Source organism: Pseudomonas fluorescens, assembly GCF_018614655.1.
GTDB lineage: Bacteria > Pseudomonadota > Gammaproteobacteria > Pseudomonadales > Pseudomonadaceae > Aquipseudomonas > Aquipseudomonas fluorescens_BX.
In genome coordinates, this window is record NZ_JAGGOG010000011.1 from 275,504 (window position 1) to 296,697 (window position 21,194).

20 protein-coding genes are annotated in these 21,194 nt (G+C 59.9%); 7 read left to right on the forward strand and 13 right to left on the reverse strand.

Annotated elements, in window-relative coordinates; genetic code table 11:
* Nucleotides 1-113 precede the first annotated feature (113 nt).
* A complete protein-coding gene (locus J7E41_RS11620; protein WP_214992970.1) occupies nt 114-2,438 on the reverse strand; it encodes an FdhF/YdeP family oxidoreductase in 2,325 nt (774 codons plus the stop codon).
* A 441-nt stretch (nt 2,439-2,879) separates the two neighbouring features.
* On the opposite strand from J7E41_RS11620, the gene moaA reads away from it, so the two are divergent.
* From moaA to moaD, 3 genes are read left to right on the forward strand one after another with little or no spacing between them, the layout of a single operon-like run.
* Nucleotides 2,880-3,878 carry a GTP 3',8-cyclase MoaA gene (gene moaA, locus J7E41_RS11625; RefSeq protein ID WP_214992973.1) on the forward strand — a complete coding sequence of 333 codons (999 nt, stop codon included), beginning with the start codon at nt 2,880-2,882 and terminating at the stop codon, nt 3,876-3,878.
* 42 nt (nt 3,879-3,920) lie between these two features.
* Complete coding sequence (gene moaC, locus J7E41_RS11630; RefSeq protein WP_214992976.1) at nt 3,921-4,418, forward strand: cyclic pyranopterin monophosphate synthase MoaC; 498 nt, start codon at nt 3,921-3,923, stop codon at nt 4,416-4,418.
* Entirely contained in the window at nt 4,415-4,666 is a 252-nt protein-coding gene (moaD, locus tag J7E41_RS11635; protein ID WP_214992978.1) for a molybdopterin converting factor subunit 1, read from the forward strand. The genes moaC and moaD overlap by 4 nt, the downstream gene beginning before the upstream one ends.
* 720 nt (nt 4,667-5,386) lie before the next feature.
* On the opposite strand, the gene J7E41_RS11640 is transcribed toward moaD, so the two are convergent.
* Nucleotides 5,387-6,592, reverse strand: coding sequence for a molybdopterin molybdotransferase MoeA (locus J7E41_RS11640; protein ID WP_214992980.1), 1,206 nt, complete (start codon nt 6,590-6,592; stop codon nt 5,387-5,389).
* A complete protein-coding gene (gene moaB / locus J7E41_RS11645; protein ID WP_214992982.1) occupies nt 6,589-7,128 on the reverse strand; it encodes a molybdenum cofactor biosynthesis protein B in 540 nt (179 codons plus the stop codon). Before moaB ends, J7E41_RS11640 begins: the two co-directional genes overlap by 4 nt.
* Nucleotides 7,129-7,367: 239 nt before the next feature.
* Between moaB and J7E41_RS11650 the strand changes: the two genes are divergently transcribed.
* Complete coding sequence (locus J7E41_RS11650) at nt 7,368-8,270, forward strand: LysR family transcriptional regulator (RefSeq protein WP_214992984.1); 903 nt, start codon at nt 7,368-7,370, stop codon at nt 8,268-8,270.
* A 40-nt stretch (nt 8,271-8,310) separates the two neighbouring features.
* Here the strand turns inward: J7E41_RS11650 and J7E41_RS11655 are convergent, their stop codons facing one another.
* The 3 genes from J7E41_RS11655 to J7E41_RS11665 form a co-directional block, all read right to left on the reverse strand.
* The gene (locus J7E41_RS11655; protein WP_214992986.1) at nt 8,311-9,264 is read right to left on the reverse strand and encodes a Dyp-type peroxidase; all 954 of its coding nucleotides are present in this window, start codon (nt 9,262-9,264) and stop codon (nt 8,311-8,313) included.
* A gap of 102 nt (nt 9,265-9,366) precedes the next feature.
* A complete protein-coding gene (locus J7E41_RS11660) occupies nt 9,367-10,467 on the reverse strand; it encodes a polyamine ABC transporter substrate-binding protein (RefSeq protein WP_214992988.1) in 1,101 nt (366 codons plus the stop codon).
* A 60-nt stretch (nt 10,468-10,527) separates the two neighbouring features.
* The gene (locus tag J7E41_RS11665) at nt 10,528-11,343 is read right to left on the reverse strand and encodes a carbon-nitrogen hydrolase family protein (RefSeq protein ID WP_214992991.1); all 816 of its coding nucleotides are present in this window, start codon (nt 11,341-11,343) and stop codon (nt 10,528-10,530) included.
* A gap of 113 nt (nt 11,344-11,456) precedes the next feature.
* On the opposite strand from J7E41_RS11665, the gene J7E41_RS11670 reads away from it, so the two are divergent.
* Nucleotides 11,457-12,251 carry a helix-turn-helix transcriptional regulator gene (locus J7E41_RS11670; protein WP_214992993.1) on the forward strand — a complete coding sequence of 265 codons (795 nt, stop codon included), beginning with the start codon at nt 11,457-11,459 and terminating at the stop codon, nt 12,249-12,251.
* A 113-nt stretch (nt 12,252-12,364) separates the two neighbouring features.
* On the opposite strand, the gene J7E41_RS11675 is transcribed toward J7E41_RS11670, so the two are convergent.
* Complete coding sequence (locus tag J7E41_RS11675) at nt 12,365-13,468, reverse strand: P1 family peptidase (RefSeq protein WP_214992995.1); 1,104 nt, start codon at nt 13,466-13,468, stop codon at nt 12,365-12,367.
* Between the two features lie 216 nt (nt 13,469-13,684).
* Here J7E41_RS11675 and J7E41_RS11680 point away from each other — a divergent pair, with 216 nt between their 5' ends.
* The gene (locus tag J7E41_RS11680; protein ID WP_214992997.1) at nt 13,685-14,599 is read left to right on the forward strand and encodes an AraC family transcriptional regulator; all 915 of its coding nucleotides are present in this window, start codon (nt 13,685-13,687) and stop codon (nt 14,597-14,599) included.
* On the opposite strand, the gene J7E41_RS11685 is transcribed toward J7E41_RS11680, so the two are convergent.
* A complete protein-coding gene (locus tag J7E41_RS11685) occupies nt 14,596-15,345 on the reverse strand; it encodes an SDR family NAD(P)-dependent oxidoreductase (protein ID WP_214992999.1) in 750 nt (249 codons plus the stop codon). The genes J7E41_RS11680 and J7E41_RS11685 overlap by 4 nt on opposite strands.
* A gap of 133 nt (nt 15,346-15,478) precedes the next feature.
* On the opposite strand from J7E41_RS11685, the gene J7E41_RS11690 reads away from it, so the two are divergent.
* The gene (locus tag J7E41_RS11690) at nt 15,479-16,390 is read left to right on the forward strand and encodes a flavodoxin-dependent (E)-4-hydroxy-3-methylbut-2-enyl-diphosphate synthase (RefSeq protein ID WP_353049402.1); all 912 of its coding nucleotides are present in this window, start codon (nt 15,479-15,481) and stop codon (nt 16,388-16,390) included.
* Here J7E41_RS11690 and J7E41_RS11695 read toward each other — a convergent pair.
* From J7E41_RS11695 to benA, 5 genes are all read right to left on the reverse strand, one after another.
* Entirely contained in the window at nt 16,356-17,330 is a 975-nt protein-coding gene (locus J7E41_RS11695; protein WP_214993001.1) for an AraC family transcriptional regulator, read from the reverse strand. The genes J7E41_RS11690 and J7E41_RS11695 overlap by 35 nt on opposite strands.
* Nucleotides 17,331-17,477: 147 nt before the next feature.
* Nucleotides 17,478-18,236 carry a 1,6-dihydroxycyclohexa-2,4-diene-1-carboxylate dehydrogenase gene (locus tag J7E41_RS11700; RefSeq protein WP_214993004.1) on the reverse strand — a complete coding sequence of 253 codons (759 nt, stop codon included), beginning with the start codon at nt 18,234-18,236 and terminating at the stop codon, nt 17,478-17,480.
* Between the two features lie 26 nt (nt 18,237-18,262).
* Nucleotides 18,263-19,276 (reverse strand): benzoate 1,2-dioxygenase electron transfer component BenC, encoded by a 1,014-nt coding sequence (benC, locus tag J7E41_RS11705; protein ID WP_214993007.1) that lies wholly within the window; start codon nt 19,274-19,276, stop codon nt 18,263-18,265.
* A 32-nt stretch (nt 19,277-19,308) separates the two neighbouring features.
* The gene (gene benB, locus J7E41_RS11710; protein WP_214993010.1) at nt 19,309-19,797 is read right to left on the reverse strand and encodes a benzoate 1,2-dioxygenase small subunit; all 489 of its coding nucleotides are present in this window, start codon (nt 19,795-19,797) and stop codon (nt 19,309-19,311) included.
* Entirely contained in the window at nt 19,794-21,158 is a 1,365-nt protein-coding gene (gene benA, locus J7E41_RS11715) for a benzoate 1,2-dioxygenase large subunit (protein ID WP_214993013.1), read from the reverse strand. The genes benB and benA overlap by 4 nt, the downstream gene beginning before the upstream one ends.
* Nucleotides 21,159-21,194: the final 36 nt, after the last annotated feature.

Below are 21,194 nucleotides of genomic sequence, written 5' to 3' on the forward strand. Positions count from 1 at the left end.
CTCGATACGCGGGCATGCGAAAGCCGTTCACCGAAAACCTCACGGTTCGCGGCGGTTGGATGTCCAGATAATCGGGTGTTACCGGGGTGGCGCTGCCGCCACCCCGGCCAGGCTCAAGCGCCGATGGCTTGAATCAGGTTGCTCACCTGCGCCGGCTCAAGCCGAATCGAGATGAACTTCGAGGTGGGCGTAAAGGTACGGTCGCCGTAGCTGCCCAGCGGTACCAGCGGGTTGGTTTCCGGGTAATAGGCCGCCGCCTGCCCCGTTGGGATGTCATAGGCAATCAGCGTAAAGCCCGTTACGCGGCGCTCGCGCCCATCACCCCACAACGAGACCATATCGACCTTCTGCCCAGGCTCGTAGCCCAGCCGGCGGATATCTTCTTCGTTGATAAACAGCACTTCGCGCATGCCGTACACCCCGCGATAGCGGTCGTCCAGGCCATACAACGTGGTGTTGTACTGGTCGTGGGAACGCAGGGTCTGCAGGATCAGGTCCGGCTTCACGTCCAGGTTGCGCACGCCTTCGGGGATCAGGTGCTCCGGCAACTCGCTGGGCACGAACATCGCCTTGCCGGTCGCGGTGTGCCAGATACGTTCGGCCGCCGCGTTGCCCAGGTGGAAACCGCCGGGGTGCAACAGCTTGGTATTGAAGTCCTCGAAACCGGGGATGGTGTCGGCGATCAAGTCACGGATGCGGCCATAGTCGGCGACGGTCCAGAGCCAGTCGATGGGGTGCTTGCCCAAGGTGGCATTGGCAATCCCGGCAATGATCGCCGGCTCCGAGCGCATCAGCGCGGACTTGGGTTTCAGTTGGCCGTGGGAGATGTGCACCATGCTGAAGGTGTCTTCCACCGTCACGCCCTGTGGGCCCTCCTGCTGCATGTCGATATCGGTGCGGCCCAGGCACGGCAGAATCAACGCGTCCCGACCGGTAACCAAGTGGCTGCGATTGAGCTTGGTGGCAATGTGCACGGTCAGCTCGCACTTGCGCAGGGCCTCATGAGTACGCGGGCTGTCAGGCGTGGCTTGGGCGAAGTTGCCCCCCAGGCCGATAAAGACCTTCGAGCGCCCCTCTTCCATCGCCTCGATCGCCAGGATGGTGTTGTGCCCGTGCTTGCGCGGCACCTTGAAATCAAAGCGCGCTTCCAGTGCGTCAATGAACTCGGGCGGCGCCAGTTCGTTGATGCCCATGGTGCGGTCGCCCTGCACGTTACTGTGGCCACGCACCGGCGACAGGCCGGCGCCCGGGCGGCCGATATTGCCGCGCAGCAGCTGCACGTTGATGATTTCCTGCACGATCAGCACCGAGTGCGTGTGCTGGGTCACGCCCATGGCCCAACACATGATCACGCGCTTGGCCTTGCGGTACATGCGGGCGGCCAGTTCGATGTCTTCCAGGGTCAGGCCGGACTGCTCGACAATGTGCTCCCACGACGTGGCATCTAGCTCCGCCAGGTAGGTGTCCAGGCCCGAGGTGTGCTCGGCAATGAACTCGCGGTCGAAGACTGCCTCGCCGCCAGTGGCCAGCGCTTCGCGCTCCCACTGCAGAAGGAACTTGGCGATACCGCGCATCGCGGCCATGTCGCCGCCCAGGGCCGGGCAAAAGTACGCCGACGAGGTCGGCTCGGAGCTGTTGGTGAGCATTTCCAGCGGATGCTGCGGGTGCTGGAAGCGTTCCAGGCCCCGTTCCTTGAGGGGGTTGAAACACACCACCTGGGCGCCGCGTTTCACCGCTTCACGCAAGGGTTCAAGCATGCGCGGGTGGTTGGTGCCGGGGTTCTGGCCAATCACGAAAATGGCGTCGGCGTGTTCCAGGTCATCAAAGGTCACCGTGCCCTTGCCCACGCCAACGCTGTCGCCCATGCCCAGGCCGCTGGCTTCGTGGCACATGTTCGAGCAATCGGGGAAGTTATTGGTGCCGTAGGCACGAACGAACAGCTGATAGAGGTAAGCCGCCTCGTTGCTGGCCCGGCCGGAGGTGTAGAACTCCGCTTGGTCAGGCGATTCCAGGCCCTTGAGGTGCTGGGCGATCAAGGCAAACGCTTCGTCCCAGCTGGTTTCAACGTAACGATCAACCAACGCGTCATAACGCATGGGGTGCGTCAGGCGCCCTTGGTATTCGAGCCAATAATCACTTTGTGCCGCCAACGACGAGACGGTGTACTTACTGAAAAACGCAGGATTGACCAGACGGCCAGTGGCCTCCCAGTTGACCGCCTTGGCGCCGTTCTCACAGAACTTGACCAGGCCGTCTTCCGGCGACTCGCCCCACGCGCAGCCCGGGCAGTCGAAGCCGCCGTTCTGGTTGGTCTTGAGCATCGCCCGAATGTTCTTGAACGCGTTTTCGCTGCCTAACCAGTACTTGGTCACGGCCATCAAAGCGCCCCAACCGGCGGCAGCCCCCTTATACGGTTTATAACGCTCAACTTCACTCATGATAATTCTCCAGGACGTCACACGTAGGCGGCTGCCTAATTTGAAACTCTTGTTGGTAGCTATTCTTATCTACATACAAAATGTGACTTGGGTTAATCCAGCTTAGATTATTTACACAGCGCCAAAGCACCGTTCAGCCGGCCAAAACCAGAACCACGAATCAAGCCTATTGCGTGTTCGCCCTGGGCGTCCAATCACAAATAACGACTAAATCATCGACGTCATCTATCAAGACTTATCTTCTTATAAATCAATATATTATTAATTTAAAACAGCAACTTTAAGGCCTGATAGACAGGATTGATCAACCGGTTGTTAATAGCGATTAGACGATAACTTCAAATGACTTTAACCTCGATTTAACAAGGCCCTTTATAGACTGGCGGCCTTATAAAAACCGGCACCAGGGTTGATGCACCTGGACCGCTGGCGGAGGTGGTGATGTCAGATCGAATATTGATGGATAGTTTTTCTCGACGGGTCGACTACCTCAGAATGTCGGTGACCGACCGCTGCGATTTCCGCTGCGTCTATTGCATGGCCGAGGACATGCAGTTCTTGCCGCGCCAACAGATCCTGTCCCTGGAAGAGCTCTATCTGGTGGCGGAACGTTTTGTGGCCCTGGGCACCCGAAAAATCCGCCTGACCGGGGGTGAGCCGTTGATTCGCCCCGGCGTGGTTGAACTGTGCCGGCGCATCGCGACGCTGCCGGGGCTGCGGGAACTGTGCATGACCACCAATGGCTCACAATTGGGCAAGCTGGCATCGCCGCTGTTCGACGCTGGCCTCAAGCGCCTGAACATCAGCCTGGACAGCCTGGACCCCGAGCCGTTTCGCCAACTGACCCGTACCGGAGACCTGGCGCAGGTCATCAAAGGTATCGATGCAGCGAACGCCGCCGGCTTTGAACACACCAAGCTCAACTGCGTGGTCATGAAGGGCCGCAACGATCACGAGATCAACGACCTGGTCGAGTTTGCAATTGATCGTGGGCTGGACATCTCGTTCATCGAAGAAATGCCCCTGGGCGTGATCAGCGAACACAGCCGCGCCGACGCCTTTTTCTCCAGCGCCCAGGTGCGCGAGCGAATTGCCGAACGCTACACCCTCATCGACTCTGCCGAATCCACCCAAGGCCCGTCGCGCTATTGGCGCCTGGCCGAGGCGCCGCATATTCGCCTGGGGTTCATCTCGCCCCACAGCCACAACTTTTGCGCGACCTGCAACCGGGTGCGCCTGACCGTCGAAGGCCGGCTCCTGCTGTGCCTGGGCAATGAACATGGCGTGGATCTCAAGGAAGTGCTGCGTCGCTATCCGGGCGAGCCCCAACGCCTGGAGCAGGCGATCGTCGAGGCCATGAAGATCAAGCCATACCGGCACAACTTTGAACTCAATGACGATGTGCAAATTGTCCGTTTCATGAGCATGACCGGCGGATAACCGGCCCACGTTACGACTCCCGGGAAGGGACGGAGACACACCATGAGCGATTTGAAGCAACCCCTTCTGACCCATCTGGATGCCGAAGGTCGAGCCAACATGGTCGACGTCAGCGAAAAGGACGTGACGGACCGTGAGGCCCAAGCCCAGGCCTGGGTCCGTATGCAACCCTCGACACTCAAACTGATCCAGCAAAATGGTCACCCCAAGGGTGACGTGTTCGCCGTGGCCCGCATTGCCGGGATCATGGCCGCGAAGAAAACCCACGAACTCATTCCCTTGTGCCACCCGCTGATGCTCAGCTCGATTCACATCGAGGTGAAGGCCGTCGAGCCCGACAGTGTGAAAATCGTCAGCACCTGCCGACTCAACGGCCGGACCGGTGTGGAACTGGAAGCCCTGACCGCTGCAAGCGTGGCTGCGCTGACCATCTACGACATGTGCAAGGCCGTGGACCGGGGCATGGTGATCGAAAAGATCCAGTTGCTGAAAAAGCACGGCGGAAGATCGGGCAGTTTTGCCGCTGGAGACGTCCAATGATTCTGCTCAACTACTTTGCGCGGTATCGGGAACAGCTGGGTGTGGACGGCGAGAAAATGCCGCTGGAAGCCTCATTGCGCTGCGTCGACGATGTGCGCCAGCAACTGATTGCCCGGGGCGGGATCTGGGCGGATATCTTCAGCGAGACCGGGCTGATGTGCGCCGTGAACCAGGAACTGTGCAAACTCGACGCCCCTGTCGAGGATTTCGACGAGATTGCCTTCTTCCCTCCGGTAACCGGAGGCTGAGTCCAGGCTTCTTGACCCTGCCAAAACCTTGTAGCCGCTGGCGCAGCCTGCGATCGGCTGCGCAGCAGTCGCCAGTCTCTTGAAACCGCTGAAGGTCCTTCGGCCCTTATCGCAGCCTCGTGCCTCGGCAGCGGCTACAGGCGTTGTGTCGATCACCTGTAGCCGCTGGCGCAGCCTGCGATCGGCTGCGCAGCAGTCGCCAGTCTCTTGAAACCGCTGAAGGTCCTTCGGCCCTTATCGCAGCCTCGTGCCTCGGCAGCGGCTACAGGGCGGTGGCGATCAGCTGTAGCCGCTGGCGCAGCCTGCGATCGGCTGCGCAGCAGTCGCCAGGATCTTGAAACTGCCGAAGGTCCTTCGGCCCTTATCGCAGCCTCGTGCCTCGGCAGCGGCTACAGGGCGGTGGCGATCAGCTGTAGCCGCTGGCGCAGCCTGCGATCGGCTGCGCAGCAGTCGTCAGGTCTTGAACCGTTGAAGGTCCTTCGGCCCTTATCGCAGCCTCGTGCCTCGGCAGCGGCTACAGGGAATGTGTCGAACACCTGTAGCCGCTGGCGCAGCCTGCGATCGGCTGCGCAGCAGTCGTCAGTCTCTTGAAACCGCTGAAGGTCCTTCGGACCTTATCGCAGCCTCGTGCCTCGGCAGCGGCTACAACGAGCCAAATGTATGACCTGACAGGGCTCTTGCCTGGTGACGCACAAGACGGTATCTACAAGCCGTTCCCCCTCAGAACAAACCGCAGAATGGAATAAACCGCGCGCTATCACCGGCCTTCAACGTGCCGTCCTCCGGAATCTCCACCAACCCATCCGCCCAGGATGCGCTCAGTAAAATCCCTGAACTCTGGTTGCCATAGGGCACGGCACGGCCGTCCTCCAGCCTGGCCCTGAGGTATTCCCGACGGCCTCCGGCCTTGTGCCAGTCAAATCCGACACTGACCGGGAAGCTCAGGGGGGTGACGTCTTCGACCCCCTGGATACGCAGCAAATAGGCCCGGGCCAACAGCCCGAACGTCACCAGCGCCGACATCGGATTGCCGGGCAGGCCGATCACCGGCACGCTGCCAAAGTAGCCCACAGTCAGCGGTTTGCCGGGCTTTATCGCAAGTTTCCAGAACACCGGCTTGCCGCACTCGCGCAGCACCTGCCCAAGGCAATCGGCATCGCCTGCCGACACGCCGCCGGTGGTGAGGATCAAGTCCGTCGAGTACTGCAGCTGTTCAAGTTTGAGTCGCGTCTGTTGCGGCTGATCGGGGAGCACACCGCCATCAATGACCTCACAGCCCAATGCGCTCAACCAATGGCTGAGCAACGTCCGATTGCTGTTGTAGATACAGCCAGGCTTGAGCAGTGTGCCCGGTTCGGCCAGTTCATCACCGGTGGAAAGCAATGCGACCCGTGGCCGACGCACCACATGCACATGGGTGCAGCCCTGCCCTGCGGCGATGGCCAACTCGAAGGGACCCAAGCGTTTGCCGGCCTTGAGCAAGACTTGCCCGACACGGTTTTCCTGGCCTTGGGGCCGAATATTCTGGCCCGCTACCAACGGCTTTTTGAACGCAATGCGACCGTCGTCCAGCACCTCGACGTTCTCTTGCATCTCGACACTATTGGCACCCTCAGGGACCGGCGCACCGGTAAAAATCCGGGCACAGGTTCCCGGCAGTAACGCTTGTGGCGCAACCCCGGCGAAAATCCGTTGCGACACCACCAGTGGCTGTCCGTCCCAGCCGTCTACGTTCACGGCGTAGCCATCCATGGCGCTGTTGGGCCACGGCGGCAGGTCGAGGGTAGCGACCAGGTCACTGGCCAACACCCGCTGCCGAGCGTCCGCCAACAGCACAGGCTCGCTGTCATCAAGACGTTGGACCGCGGCCATTTCCAGCAAACGGGTGATGGCCTCTTCCACCGGCATCAGCGGTGACATGCTCATCCCCGTGACTCGCAGGCTTTGACGGACTTGAGGTGCGGGACGAAATTACAAGGCCGGTGGCGCGCATCCAACTGCTCGGCCAGGATCCCTTCCCATGCGGTGCGACAAGCGCCTGTCGAGCCCGGCAGGCAGCACACCAACGTGCCATTGGACAGCCCAGCCAGTGCCCGGCTTTGCACCGTGGAGGTGCCGATATCGAGGATGGAGATGGCCCGGAACAACTCGCCGAAACCGTCGATCTGTTTGTCCAGCAAGCAGCTCACGGCCTCCGGTGTGCTGTCACGCCCGGTAAACCCGGTGCCGCCGGTGATCAGCACGACCTGAATCTCATCCTCGGCGATCCAGTGGGCCACCTGGGCGCGGATTTTATACAGGTCATCCTTGAGCAGGTTGCGCGCACTCAGGGTGTGACCGGCCTCCAGCAATCGACTGACCAGCAACTGTCCGGAGGTGTCATCAGCATAGGCTCGGGTATCACTGACGGTCAGCACGGCAATATTCAACGGGACAAACGGCGTATCCGACTTCACGCTCATGACACTCTCCGGCAGGCAATAATAAAAGCAATGGCCAGAGGCTAAGGCGCTGAAAAGTGGCTGTCTAATCGTTCTGGCCAACCGGGTTATCGAGCGCGTCTATCGCGCCATTTTCGGGCGGGCGGCGGGCGTGATAGAGTCGGTCGATCAAGCGTTAAGTCCTTGTGATTGGACGGGTGAGAGGATCGATGAGATCGTCTGCTCACCCTACTCCCCGTGTTTTGTCAGCAGGTGCCTTTGTGGACATCAAGCAACTCAAATTCCTGATCGCCCTGGAACAGACCCGCCACTTCGGACAGGCCGCCGCGCGCTGCCATATCACCCAGCCGACCCTGTCCATGCGTTTGCGTAACCTGGAGGATGAGCTGGGCCTGGAACTGGTGACCCGTGGCCAGCGTTTCGAAGGTTTCACCCAGGCCGGCGAGCGAGTCCTGGCGTGGGCACGAACCCTACTGGCCGCCCATGACGGGCTGTTCGCCGAAGCCGCTGCCTGCCGTGGCCAACTGGTGGGTAACTTGCGCCTGGGCCTGGTGCCCTTGAGTGGCTTTAACCCGATCAACTATGTGCAAGGGCTTTCCCAGACGTTCCCGGAACTCAAGTTCAGCCTGTCGTCCATGAGTTCGGACCGAATCATCGAAGGTCTGGGCAACAATCAACTGGATCTGGGGATTTGCTACCTCGATCATGTCAGCTCCCATCTGCTGGATTTTTTCGAATTGGGAGAGACTCGCGTCGGCTTGCTGTACGACACGCGCCATTTCCAGTTCGAAAGCACCGAGATGAGCTGGGAGGACGCCGCCCAACTGCCGTTAGGGATGATCAGCAATGGCATGCACTATCGCAAATCCATTGACCTGAGCTTTCGCAGCCGTGGGCTCGACCCGCAGCCCATCCTTGAGACCGACTCGACACACCAGCTGTTCCAGGCGATTCATGAAGGCTTTTGCTGCTCGATCATGCCCCTGGACAGTGGCTGGGAAAAGCCGATTGATACCCTGGCCTTCATCAACCTCCCCGATGCCAGTGTCCTGGCGCCCCTGGGGCTGGTGATGCGCAAGACCGAACCACGCTCGGCCATCGCCGAGAAGTGTTTTGCCGAAGCCAAGAGGTTGTTTGGTGCAGAGAGCAAGGCCCCTGAATAAATAATCCGGCGATCACTCGCCGGATTATCAGCCAACGCATTCAAGGCTCGCGGTCAGCCAATTCTTCCAGCAGATCGGCGGACGGCACGAAGAACAAACTGCCGGTCACCGCCGTGCTGAAGTCCAGCAGCCGGTCATAGTTGCCGGCGGGTCGCCCGACAAACATGTTCTCAAGCATCAGTTCCAGCGGCTCCGGCGAGCGCGCGTAACCGATGAAATACGTCCCGAACTCCCCGGCGCCAGGCCGACCAAACGGCATATTGTCCCGCAGGATTTTCACTTCCTCGCCGTCCTTGGTGATGGTGGTCAAGGCACTGTGGGAGTTGGCCGGTTTAACCTCTTCGCCGAGTTCGATATCGGACAGTTTGGTACGCCCGATCACACGCTCTTGCGCTTCCGTGGACAACTCATTCCAGGCCTTCATGTTGTGCAAATACTTCTGCACCAGCACATAGCTGCCGCCACTGAAGGTCGGGTCTTCATCGCCGACAATGGTGAAGCCGACAGCCTTGCGCCCGGTCGGGTTCTCCGTGCCATCGACAAAACCAATGATGCTGCGCATATCGAAATTACGGAAACCTTGTACCTCGTCAACGACAGTCACGGCATCGCCGAGGGCCGACATGATTTGCGTGGCCAGCTCAAAACACAGGTCCATCTGATCGGCACGAATGTGCAGCAACACATCCCCAGGGGTGGAGACCGCCATGCGCCCCGCTACACCGACTTCATGAAACGGGTGCAGCGACGCAGGGCGCGGGCTACCGAACAGGGCGTCCCAGGCGGTGGCACCAAAACCGCAGACGCACGTCAGGTTACCCGCCGGCACCCGCTTGCCGACCGAGCGCGTGAGGGCGGCGACGTCGCCGCACCATTCGCGCACGGTCTTGGCGGCATCATTGCCGGGGGCCAGGGTGGCAACCATGAAAATGGCGCTGCTGGTGATGGGGCTGCAGACGGACTGGGGATCGATGTTCGGATTGAGCGTTGTCATGATGAGTTCCACAAGCGACAGGCGATAATGAACGATCGCAGAGTAGCAGATGGTGCGCTTGCAGTAGTGGCCCGGAGCGACTTTTCGATCCGGGTTTGGTACTCAACTACCGCTCTTGATCTTGCTCCACATCCGAGTGCGAATACGCTCTACCTTCAGTGGCATGGTCTCCAGGGTGAACAAGGTATCCAGCACCTCTTTCGAAGGATAAACCCCAGGGTTGCGGCGAATCTTCTCCTCCACCAGGCTGGTCGCATCCTTGTTGGCGTTGGCATAGCTCAAGTAGTTGGACGAGCGAGCGATCACCTGCGGGTCGAGCATGTAATTGATGAACGCCAACCCTTGCTCAGGGTGAGGCGCATCGTTGAGCAACACCAGGCTTTCGACCCAGAGTGGCGCGCCCTCGCGGGGAATGCTGTACTCGATCTGACGGCCATTACCAGCTGCTTCCGAGGCTTTGCGGGCATCCATCACCCCTCCCGCCCAACCCAACACCACACAGACGTTGCCGTTGGCCAGGTCGCTGATAAAGCGTGAGGAATCGAAGTAGCGAATGTAGGGGCGCACCTTCAGCAACAACGCCTCGGCCTTGCGGTAGTCCTCGGGGTTCTGGCTGTTATAGGGCAGCCCCAGGTAGTGCAAGGCGATGGGAATGATATCGCCGGGCGCATCCAGCGTCGCCACGCCGCACTGGCTCAGCTTGGCGATGTTTTCTTCCTTGAAGATCAGGTCCCAGGAGCCGACCGGCGCTTGTTCACCGAGGATTGCCTTGACCTTTTCCACGTCATAACCCAGCCCGGTGGTGCCCCACAGGTACGGCACGGCGTAACGATTGCCCGGGTCGTTGCGTTGCACCTTGGCGAGAATCTCGGGGTCGAGGTGGGACCAGTTGGGTAGTTGCGTGCGATCCAGTTCCTTGAGCACGCCGGCCTTGATCAGGTTTGGCATGACGTCACCGCTGGCCACCACCACGTCATAGTTGCTGCGCCCGGCCATGAGCTTGCCCTGCATGACGTCGGCGTTGTCGAACACGTCAAAGGTAGAACCGATACCCGTCTGGGCCTGGAAGTTCTTCATCGCATCCGGGGCGATGAAGTCGTACCAGTTATAGATATTCACCTTCGGCTCGGCGGCCTCGGCACCCGCCAGACCGATACTGAACAGTGAGGCCAGGGCCAGTTGCATACAACGAATACGGTTCATCAAGAAACTCCTGGGCAGGCGCGCACGCTCACCTGCTGATTATTGTTGTAGGGAGAAAAATCAGGGGATCAGCAGTTCACGGCGGCCATCGGCGTGTTCAACCTGCTCGCCGACAAGCATCAGGCGGCGGTCGCTGAGGTAGTGGTAGTCACGGCGGGCGGCCTTGAGCTGTTCAAGGTCCAGGACGACAACCTGCCGACACTCCTCGCGCCCAGCTTCAAACAGCACTCGACCGAACGGATCGACTGCCGCGCTACCACCAGCAAACACCAGGTCATCCGGCCCGCCCTCCACACGATTGACCATCACCGCAAACGCCTGGTTTTCCTGGGCGCGAGCCATGATCGCAGTACGGTGCACCGGGCCGTAGGGGTCCATATTGCCGTTGGTGACGATGATCAGTTCGGCGCCGAGTTGAGCCACCGCACGGGCGGTTTCCGGCAATTCAATGTCGTAGCAAATCAGAATGCCGACCCGTACGCCTTTCCACAGCGCAGTGACGAAACGGTCGCCTGGGGTGATGTCGCCGCGCTCGTCGGGCCACAAGTGGGTCTTGCGATAACTCAGTGCGATACCTTCAGGGGTCATCAGGACCGAGGTGTTGTAATAGGTCCCGCGATCATTTTCGACAAGGCCGACGACCACTGAGACATTACGCTCGCGAACCGCCTGCTGGACAGCTTGCAAGGTCGGTCCGTCCAGGGGTTCTGCCACGCCCGCCAGTTGCTCACCGCCCACGAAGCCCATCAAGTGGGTTTCCGGAAATACCAACAGGTCAGAGCCTGCCTCACAGCTGGCAATGGCTTTCAGCGTACGTGCCAGGTTATAAGCAGTGTCACCGTCACGACCGGCCAGTTGCATGAGTTCAATCTTCATCGCTTATCCTTGTACCCATTTAGAAAGCCCAGGTGCACACCAAATCTGCCGGGGCGAACCGAGTATGGAGCGCCGCGTCGCGGCAAAAAATCACTTCGATGGGGTACCCCTCAATGGGTAGCGAGACCAATCTGACGTTGCAGGACTTAGCCTGGCACGACGCCGTTGGCCGGCTGATCGAGACCCTGGACCAACCCAACTTCTGGACGGCGCTGGTGCGTCTGCTGCGCCGTTATGTACCGGCGGACAACTGGGTGGTGCTGATTTTCAGCTCGGGTAAACCTCAGGTATTGGCCGAATCTCCCGGTCTCGATGACGGCCTGGACTTGCTGTTCCAGGAGTATCTCAAAGGCCTGTACTTGCTCGATCCCTTTTACCTGGCCAATCGGGAGGCGCCCAAAAGCGGCCTGTTCCGCCTGGAAGATGTCGCCCCCGAGTGCTTCGAGCAGACCGACTACTACCAACGCTACTTTCGCCTGAACGTCCTCGCCGATGAAGTCCACATCAACGTCCAGTTGGATGCCGAACGCACCCTGAGCCTGTCCCTGGGCAGCCAGGCCCCCTTCAGCACCGAACAGGTTGCTCTGCTGGGTTTGATCCACCCCTGGGTAGCCGCACTAATGCGCCAGCGCTCGGTCTTCGAACAGGAACTCAAACACGCCCCGGAGCTACCACCCAACTGGGAGAACCATCTGGAATCCACTGCCCGGCAGATCAGCTCATCGCTGTCGGCCCGGGAAATGGAGGTGGGCCGGCTGATGCTCAGCGGCTGCTCCAATAAAGAGATCGCCCGCAAGCTTGCGATTTCCGCCGAGACCGTGAAAGTCCACCGCAAGCACATGTACAGCAAGCTGGGGATCAAATCCCAGTCGGAGTTGTTTTTACTGTTTCTGCAAGCCCAGGAATGAGCCCGGACTACCAGCTACTGTAGGAGCGAGCTTGCTCGCGAAGAACGAACAGGCACCGCGCTCACCCTGGATACCCGCGTTATCGTTGACTCTTTTCGCGAGCAAGCTCGCTCCTACAGATTTGGCTGCCAGCCGACTTTTTTCATCGCCCGCAACAGCTGCTCGGGCTTGAGCGCCAAGGCCCGGCGGCCTCGCCCTTCAAGGTCGTTGGCGGCCAACATGGCGTTAACAATCGCCTCCTCCACCGCATCCGCCGCCGCTACGAACAACGCGGAGATGTAGTCATTATTGACCATCTGCAACGGCGTCGTCGGCGCTCCAGGATGACCCAGATTAGCCACCGGCAAACCCGTGTTACCCACCGAAAAAGCGATGAAGATATCGCCACTGTCGTCTTCCGTGCCGCCGCCCACCCGCGCCAGACCCACACTGGCCCGCTGCGCCAGCCGTGTGCACTGATGGGGCAACAGCGGCGCGTCCGTGGCGATGGTGATCACGATGGAGCCCATACCCGGCACGCCGACGTTCACCGGGCCGTCATAGGGCGACGGCACATCGTTCAACACCGTGCCTACCGGATAACCCGCGACCCGAAGCGACGAACGCGCGCCATAGTTGGCCTGTACCAGCGCGCCCACGGTCCAACCGCCCTGCTCTGCACTCAATACTCGTGAGGAAGTGCCGATGCCGCCCTTGAACTCATGGCAGATCATCCCGGTACCACCACCGACGCAGCCTTCCTCTACCGAACCACTGCGTGCGTCCTTCAGCGCCAACTGCACATGCTCGGCCGTGACGTGCTGGTCCCAGATATCGCTCAAAATCCCGTCGTAGGTTTCCAGCACCACCGGCATGCACCAGTAGGTGTGCTGCCGGGCCATCTCCCGTTCGGCCGCAACCAACGCATCGCGCACCACACCAACGCTATGGGTGTTGGTGTAAGCGATGGGTGTGGTCAGCAAACCCGCCTCGCGAATCCACTCCAGACCGGTGGCATCACCGTTGCCATTCAGCACATGGACCCCGGCAAAACAGGGTTCCAGGTGCGCCGCGACGGCGCGCGGCTCGATGACGGTCACGCCGGTGTGAATCGAGGTTTCGCCCGATTGAGTGTTGAGGGTGTGATGGCCGACTCGCACGCCGGGCACGTCGGTAATCGCATTATTGACACCCGGTTTACCCGTCCCAATCACGATACCCAGATCACGTAAGCGCATGGTTTTGTTCTCAATATTCAATTCATTAAGGTGCTTGAAGTCTAGGGACCGGGCCGATACCTGGCGATAACCTCCATTTGTTACCCCAATGGCGTTAAGTAAGACGGGGCCAGTGTGATGTTCATCCTCAAGGCCTCTGTTTAAACAGGGCGGCCGACCAGGACAATTCCTGTGCTAGGCTGCGAAAATCTTGTCAATCGTCCAAAAAGGTGACCCGTGGACCCACTTTCCGGTGTGTTGTCACTGCTGAGAATTCGCAACTACCACTCGGCAACATTGCGGCTGGGCGGCGATTGGGCCTTCAGCTTTCCAAGGATCGAAGGCATCAAGTTCACCGCCGTGGTGAAGGGCTGTTGCTGGTTGCACGTCGAGGGCGAGCAAGCACCGCAACAATTGCAGCAAGGCGATTGCTTCCTGATGACCCGGGGCGAGCCGTTTACCCTCTCCAGCGACCTGTCAGTGTCCGTCATGGATTCCAACGGTCACTTTCAGGTCCTGGCCCAGGACGAACTCACCCTCGATTACGGCGGCGACGACGTACAACTGGTGGGCGGACGTTTCGACTTCACCGGGGTCCCGACCCAGTTCCTGCTCAGCACCCTGCCCTCACTGGTGCATGTGCCGGGCGACTCACCCGAAGCCTCGCTCCTGCGTTGGGCCCTGGAACGCTTCACCACGGAACTGCAACAACGTCAGGCCGGCCGGTCGCTGATGAATGAACACCTGGCGCACATCATGTTGGTGGAGGTGCTGCGGGCTCACCTCGCCACCCTCGACAACAACGGTATGGGCTGGTTTTTCGGCCTGGCAGACCGCAACCTCAGCGCGGCCCTGAGTGCCATGCACGCCGACCCGGCCCATCGCTGGACGGTCGAGGGTCTGGCGCGACTGGCAACCATGTCGCGCTCCGCCTTCGCCCTGCGCTTCAAGCAGATGGTGGGGTCTGCCCCCATGGAATACCTGACCCACTGGCGCATGCTGCTGGCCGGGGACCGCCTGAGGAACACCCCTGATTCGGTGTCCACCATTGCCTTTTCCCTGGGTTATGAATCGGAAAGCGCCTTCAGCACTGCCTTCAAACGGGTCATGTCGCAATCGCCCCGCCACTACCAGCGCGGGCAACCGGCCTAGTGCAGCCCACCACCAATCACCAGGGTTTCGCCGGTGATCCAACCGGCATCGTCCGAAGCCAGAAAGGCCACGGCGGGTGCGATGTCTTGCGGGGTGCCGATACGGCCCAGAGGCGTGATGGCCTCGATCTTCTGGCGGAAGGCATCTTCGAGGAAACCACTGTCGTGAACGCCCTCGGTGACCACCAGGCCCGGATTGACCGAGTTGACCCGAATGTTCCTCGGTCCCAGTTCATTGGCCAGGGTGCGCGTGATCGCGTCCACCGCGCCTTTGGAAGCGGTGTACACCGTTGAATTGGCCGGGGTGAACGAGGTGACGCTGGAACTGATATTGACGATGCTGCCGCCCTTGGGGTTGAACACCTCGACAGCGGCCTGGGTGCACTGGATCAAGCCCAGGACGTTCAGGTTGAACTGACGATGGAATTCAGCCTCGCTGACATCGGCCAAAGCGCCGGTGGCATACACACCGGCGTTGTTCACCAAAATATCGAGGTGCCCGTGCTGGTGGACGATGGCCTTGAACAGCGCCTTGATCTCCAGTGCATCAGACACATCGGCCTTGATCGCATGCGCCCGGCCGCCAGCGGCCACAACTTCTGCAACCACCTGATCGGCCTCGGCCTGGCTACGGGTGTAATTAACGATCACCGTCGCGCCTTGCGCGGCGAGTAGCTTGGCAATGGCGGCACCTATGCCCTTGGACGATCCGGTGACCAAGGCTATTTTCTTTTGCAGTATTTTCATCGTGTTGCTCCGGTTCAGAAACTCAAATCAGGCCCTTGAACATCAGGCGTTGATCGACAGAACCAGCTTATGAGCGTCACGCCAAAGTCGTAATAGTCAGGCCTCCAGAAAAGCTTCGCCATCGTCCAGATCGATTGATCAGGCAGCGCGCGCCAACAAGTTACGCCCCTTCTTCACACCCAACTGGGGCAGCCTTGATCCCGACTTGCTCGCGCGCATGATGGACACCAACGCAATGCTCGCCCAGCCGCTGAGCGCGGATGCGGTCATGCGCGAGGCCCTGGTGGTCTCGGCATTGGAAAACGCCTGCCGCGCCATCGAAGTCGGCCTGCCGGCGGATCACATTGTGTTGTCAGCCAAGGTCAGTCATGTGCAGGACTTGATCGCGGTGTACCGCAATCTGGCCGGGCGTTGCGAGTTTCCGTTGCACCTGGGGCTGACCGAGGCTGGCATGGGCTCCAAAGGCATCGTCGCCTCCTCCACCGCATTGGCGGTGCTGTTGCAGGAAGGTATCGGCGACACCTTGCGCATTTCCCTCACACCGGAGCCCAACGGCGATCGCAACCGCGAAGTGTTGGTTGCGCAACAGATTCTGCAAACCATGGGCCTGCGCGCCTTCACCCCATCCGTCGTGGCCTGCCCCGGCTGCGGCCGTACCACCAGCAGTTTGTTTCAGGAACTGGCACAGCAGATCGAGGCGTTTCTGCGGGTGCAGACACCGGTCTGGAAAGGTCTGTATCCCGGGGTGGAGCATATGCACGTGGCGGTCATGGGCTGCGTGGTCAACGGCCCTGGAGAGAGCCGGTTGGCGAACATCGGTATTTCCCTGCCGGGCGCCGGGGAAAACCCCTCAGCGCCGGTGTACATGGACGGAGAACGTGTCGCCACCCTCAAAGGCCCGGGTATTGCCCAGGACTTCACCGATTTGCTGCAAGCCTATGTGGCGGCTCATTACGGGAAGCAGGAATCAGCCAGACTGTTGCTCGAAGGCATGCTCGAGCGCGGTACGATCAGGGTGCGCAATGAGCCGGCCCACGGTGTTTGAACGTGTCGGAAGGCCGCTCGGAAAACTGCTTGCGGTAGTGCTCGGCAAAACGCCCAAGATGCGCAAACCCGTAATCAAGTGCCAACTCGGTGACATTCCGCACATTGCAGTTGGGGTCGGCCAGGCAGGCGTGTACACGTGACAACTTCTGCTCGCGGATAAACCGCTGTGGCGTGGTGGACATGTGCTTTTCGAACAGGCTGTACAAGGAGCGCACGCTGAGTTGTGCCTGCTCGGCAAGGCTCTGGACGCTGATATCCTGTTGCAGGTTGCGCATGATGTAATCCACCAGCCGTTCGAAGGTGCTGTTGGAACACGCCAGGTGTTCACGCCGTACATTGTTGCGCATCAGGGTCAGCATCTTGCTGGCCACGATCTGTGCATAGTGCTCCTGCACCCGGACCAACGCCTCCCCGTCTTCGGCTTCGGTGCAGAGGGTGGCGAGCAACGGAACGAATGTTTTCAACTGGTCCAGTGAATAGCGCTGTTGCAGAAAACGTATCCCTTCGCGTGGGTAGAGCCAGCGCTGCTCCTGGCAGATGGACTCGAGCAACTGCGTCGGCACCTTCAGAATGAATTTCTCGCAATCCTGGGAGTACGTCAGGTCCACAGGATCATCGGGGTTGATCAACAGCAACTCCCCCGGTACCAGGTGATGGACCCCGGCGGGGCCACGCCACAGGCAGTTGCCGCGTAACAAGACCTGCAAGTGGAAGATGTCCTCCAGCGCGTGGGAGACCACGCGCACGCTGGTGCCGTAGCTGATACGGCACAGGTCCAGGCTGGCAAATTTTCGGTGACTCAACCGGGCCTGGGCATCGGCCTTGCGTGGCAACTGAATGCAGTGACTGCCGACATGCTGATTCACATAGCAGGAAACCGCATGCGGGTCGGCGTTCTTGAACACCTCGCTACGCTCACTGAGCAGGGGCATATTCACGGCGATCACCCTTCTATTGTTTTTATGAATCAGGCTTGCAACGCGGGAGTACGTCACAGGCAGGTTATCGATTCTCGGACACGTTCAGCCTGGGCGCCAATACGGATTGGGTTGAGTACGATACCTCCAGGGTATTCAAATGTTCTGTTAACCCAGATCGCCCCCACCCACCGGCAGCGTGACGCCGGTGATATAGGACGCCTCGTCGGACGCCAGGAACAGGATGACTCCGACCTGCTCGTCGATCGTCCCGTAGCGCTTCATCAAGCTGCTGTCCTTCGTCTGCTCGACAATCTGCGCGTACCACTGCTGCTCTTGCTCGGTCGCAACGCTGCTATTACGCGGAATACGCCGCGCAGGCGCCTCGGTTCCTCCGGGCGCGGTGGCGTTGATACGCACCCCGCGCCCTGCCGTTTCGAAGGCCAGACACGCCGTCAACGCATTCACGCCGCCTTTGGCGGCACCATAGGGCACCCGGTTAACCCCGCGCGTGGCAATGGACGAAACGTTGACGATCACCCCGCTCCCTCGTTCCAGCATATGGGGCAGCACGCTGTGGCAACACCACAAGGTCGGAAACAGCGAGCGGCGCACCTCAGCCTCGATTTCATCTGGCAAGTAATGCTCGAAAGGTTTGGCCCAAATCGTACCGCCGACGTTGTTGACCAGGATGTCCAACCGGCCAAAGTGCTGTATCGCCTTGGTCATGACGAGCTGGCAATCTTCATAACGTTCCAGGTCGGCAGTCAGGGCGAGCACCTCGGCCGGCAGTTCGTGGACCAGCTCGGAACGGTCGACAGCCACCACCTGAGCGCCTTCGAGCAGCAAGCGCTCGACCACACCACGCCCTATACCTTGCGCCGCCCCGGTGACCAGCGCGACCTTACCGTTGAATCTCATGTTCATGGCGACCTCAAAAACGCTTGGCTGACTCACGCCGCGCTGGCGGCGAATTTTTCGTAGTAGAAGTTGGCGGGAGCGATGCCCTGCTCACGCAGGTAATGACTCACGGCTTCCACCATCGGTGGCGGCCCGCACAGGTAGATGTCCACGTCACCGTCGTTCAGATGCTCGGCACCGATATGCTGGGTGACATAGCCTTTTTGCGGCCATTGACTGTCCGGGTTCGCCACACAGGCGCTGAAGGTAAAGTTGGGAATACGCTCGGCCAATGCCTTCAGGCGATCCATTTCCACCAGGTCCCCATCGTGGGTCACGCCGTAGATCAGGTGCAGTGGATGATCACTGCCCAGCTCGGCGATGGTGTCGAGCATGGCCGTGAACGGCGCCAGACCAGTGCCCCCAGCCAGCAATAACAGAGGGCGTTTGATCGGTCGCAGATAGAAGTTGCCCAACGGTCCGGCCAGGCTCATGGGATCGCCCACCTTGGCCAGCTCGGTGAGAAAGCGGCTCATCAGGCCGCCGGACACATTGCGGATCAGAAAGCTGACCCGGCCGTCTCTCTGAACTGAACTGAACGAGTACGCACGACTTTGATCGCTGCCCGGCACCTGAAGGTTCACGTACTGGCCCGGCAGAAATGTCAGACCCGCCAGCGTCTCGCCCTGGAGCAGCAATGACAGTGTGCTGTCAGACAAACGCCGCACCTCTTGTATCGCGCCCTGATAGGTGGATTGCCCAGTCTTGCAGACCTGCGAAGAGGCCGGGACTCGCACCACACAATCGCCCTTGGCGCGCATCTGACAGGTCAATACATAGCCTTCCACAGCCTCCTCGGCGGTCAAGGCGTCGTCGATGTATTCCTCACCCAAGTCATATTCACCGGATTCGGCAAAGCACTTGCAGGTCCCACAAGCGCCATCGCGGCAATCCAGTGGAATATTGATGCCTTGACGATAGGCCGCGTCGGCCACGGTTTCGCTCGGGGTGACGTCGATAAAACGGGTCACGCCGTCTTCAAAGTTCAGTGCAATCTTGTGGCTCATGGCATACCTCGCATGACCGTATTCAACCCGGTTCACAAGTGATAGATATCGATGACCTGACGGACATAATCGTTTTTCAGCACGACTTTCTTGGCCTTGATCAGCGGCTGCTCCCCGCGTGTATCCAGGGTGTAGAAGCTGGTGCCGAAATAGCTGTCGACGGTCTTGTAGCGAAAGCTCAGGGTGTGCCAGTTAAACCGTACCAGGCACTGGTCTGCGCGCTGCTCGATGATCTCGATATTGCTCAGGTTATGAGAGGTGCGGGTGTCCGGAATACTCGCACTGGAGCGCTCGGTCTTGATCCGGAAAACACGGTCTTCCAGCCCTTCGCGACTGCCGTACCAGATCAGCGAAATCTCGCTTTGCGGGTTCTCGGTCAGCTCGTCATCGTCATCCCAGGCCGGCATCCAGAACGTGGCATCGGCGGCGTATAGCTCAAGCCATGGGTCCCATTGCTTGTCGTCGAGGTAACGGGCTTCGCGAAACAGGAAGTCGCGAACGCTGTCGTAAGCGATGCTCATGGGAACTCCCGCACGGGAATCTTGCCCGCCTGCTCGGTGGCCACGGCTTGCAGCAGGGTGTCCTGCCAGTACTTATGCTGCTGGACGAACAGGCCTTCGTCCTCGGTACGAACACCGCTAAGCAACGGGTGCAGGTCAATCTCCAGGGCGGCGTCATCGGGGCCTTCGACCCAGTGCTCGGCGCCCCGTGACATATCGTTCCACGCCGTGGCGTTGCCTTGATAGCCAACCTGGCAAGAGCGGAACTCCTCCAGATCATCAGGTGTTGCCATGCCACTGACGTTGAAAAAATCCTCGTACTGACGAATGCGCCGGGCCCGGGCTTCTGCGCTTTCGCCTACCGGTGCGATGCAGTAGATGGTGATCTCGGTCTGGTTGACCGAAATGGGCCTGGCAATACGAATCTGCGAACTGAACTGGTCCATCAGGTAGACGTTGGGGTACAGGCACAGATTGCGTGAGTGACCGATCATCCAGTCAGCACGCGCCTGGCCAAAATCACTGACCAACTGGTCGCGGCGTTCATACAGAGGACGATCCTCAGGGTTGGCCCAGCGCGTCCACAGCAACATGTGCCCTTTGTCGAACGAGTAGAACCCTCCTCCGCTTTTAGCCCAGCCCCCGGCACTCATGGTCGGGTTGCTGTCGCCGCACTGGCGTTCCTTGCGCTGGTTCTGCGTCGCGGCATAGTTCCAATGCACGGAACTGACGTGATAACCGTCGGCACCGTTTTCGGCGGTCAATTTCCAATTGCCTTCGTAGATGTAGCTGGACGAGCCGCGCAGCACTTCCAGGCCATCGGGGGATTGATCAACGATCATGTCGATGATCTTCGCCGACTCGCCGAGGTGCTCGACCAACGGCACCACCTCCGGGTTCAGGCTGCCAAACAGGAACCCACGGTAGGATTCGAACCGGGCCACCCGGGTCAGATCATGGGAGCCCTCGCAGTTGAAGCTTTCGGGGTAGCCGGCATTGCTCGGGTCCTTGACCTTGAGCAACTTGCCGGAATTATTGAAGGTCCAGCCGTGGAAGGGGCATGTATAGGACGCCTTGTTGCCGCGCTTGTGCCGGCACAGCATCGCACCACGGTGACTGCAGGCATTGAGAAAGGCGTTGAGCACGCCTTCCTTGTTGCGCGCGATGAAGATCGGCTGGCGTCCCATCTGCAGGGTGATGTAATCGTTGTTTTGCGGGATCTGGCTTTCGTGGGCCAGGTAGAGCCAGTTGCCTTCGAAGATGTGTTTCATCTCGAGGTCGAACAGGCGGGGGTCGGTAAACATCTCGCGCTTGCAGCGATAGATGCCTGCTTCACGGTTTTCTTCGAGCAAGGAATTGAGATACTCGACGCCGATCGACATGGTCTGAGCCTCCATTGTTTTTATTGGGCAGCTCCA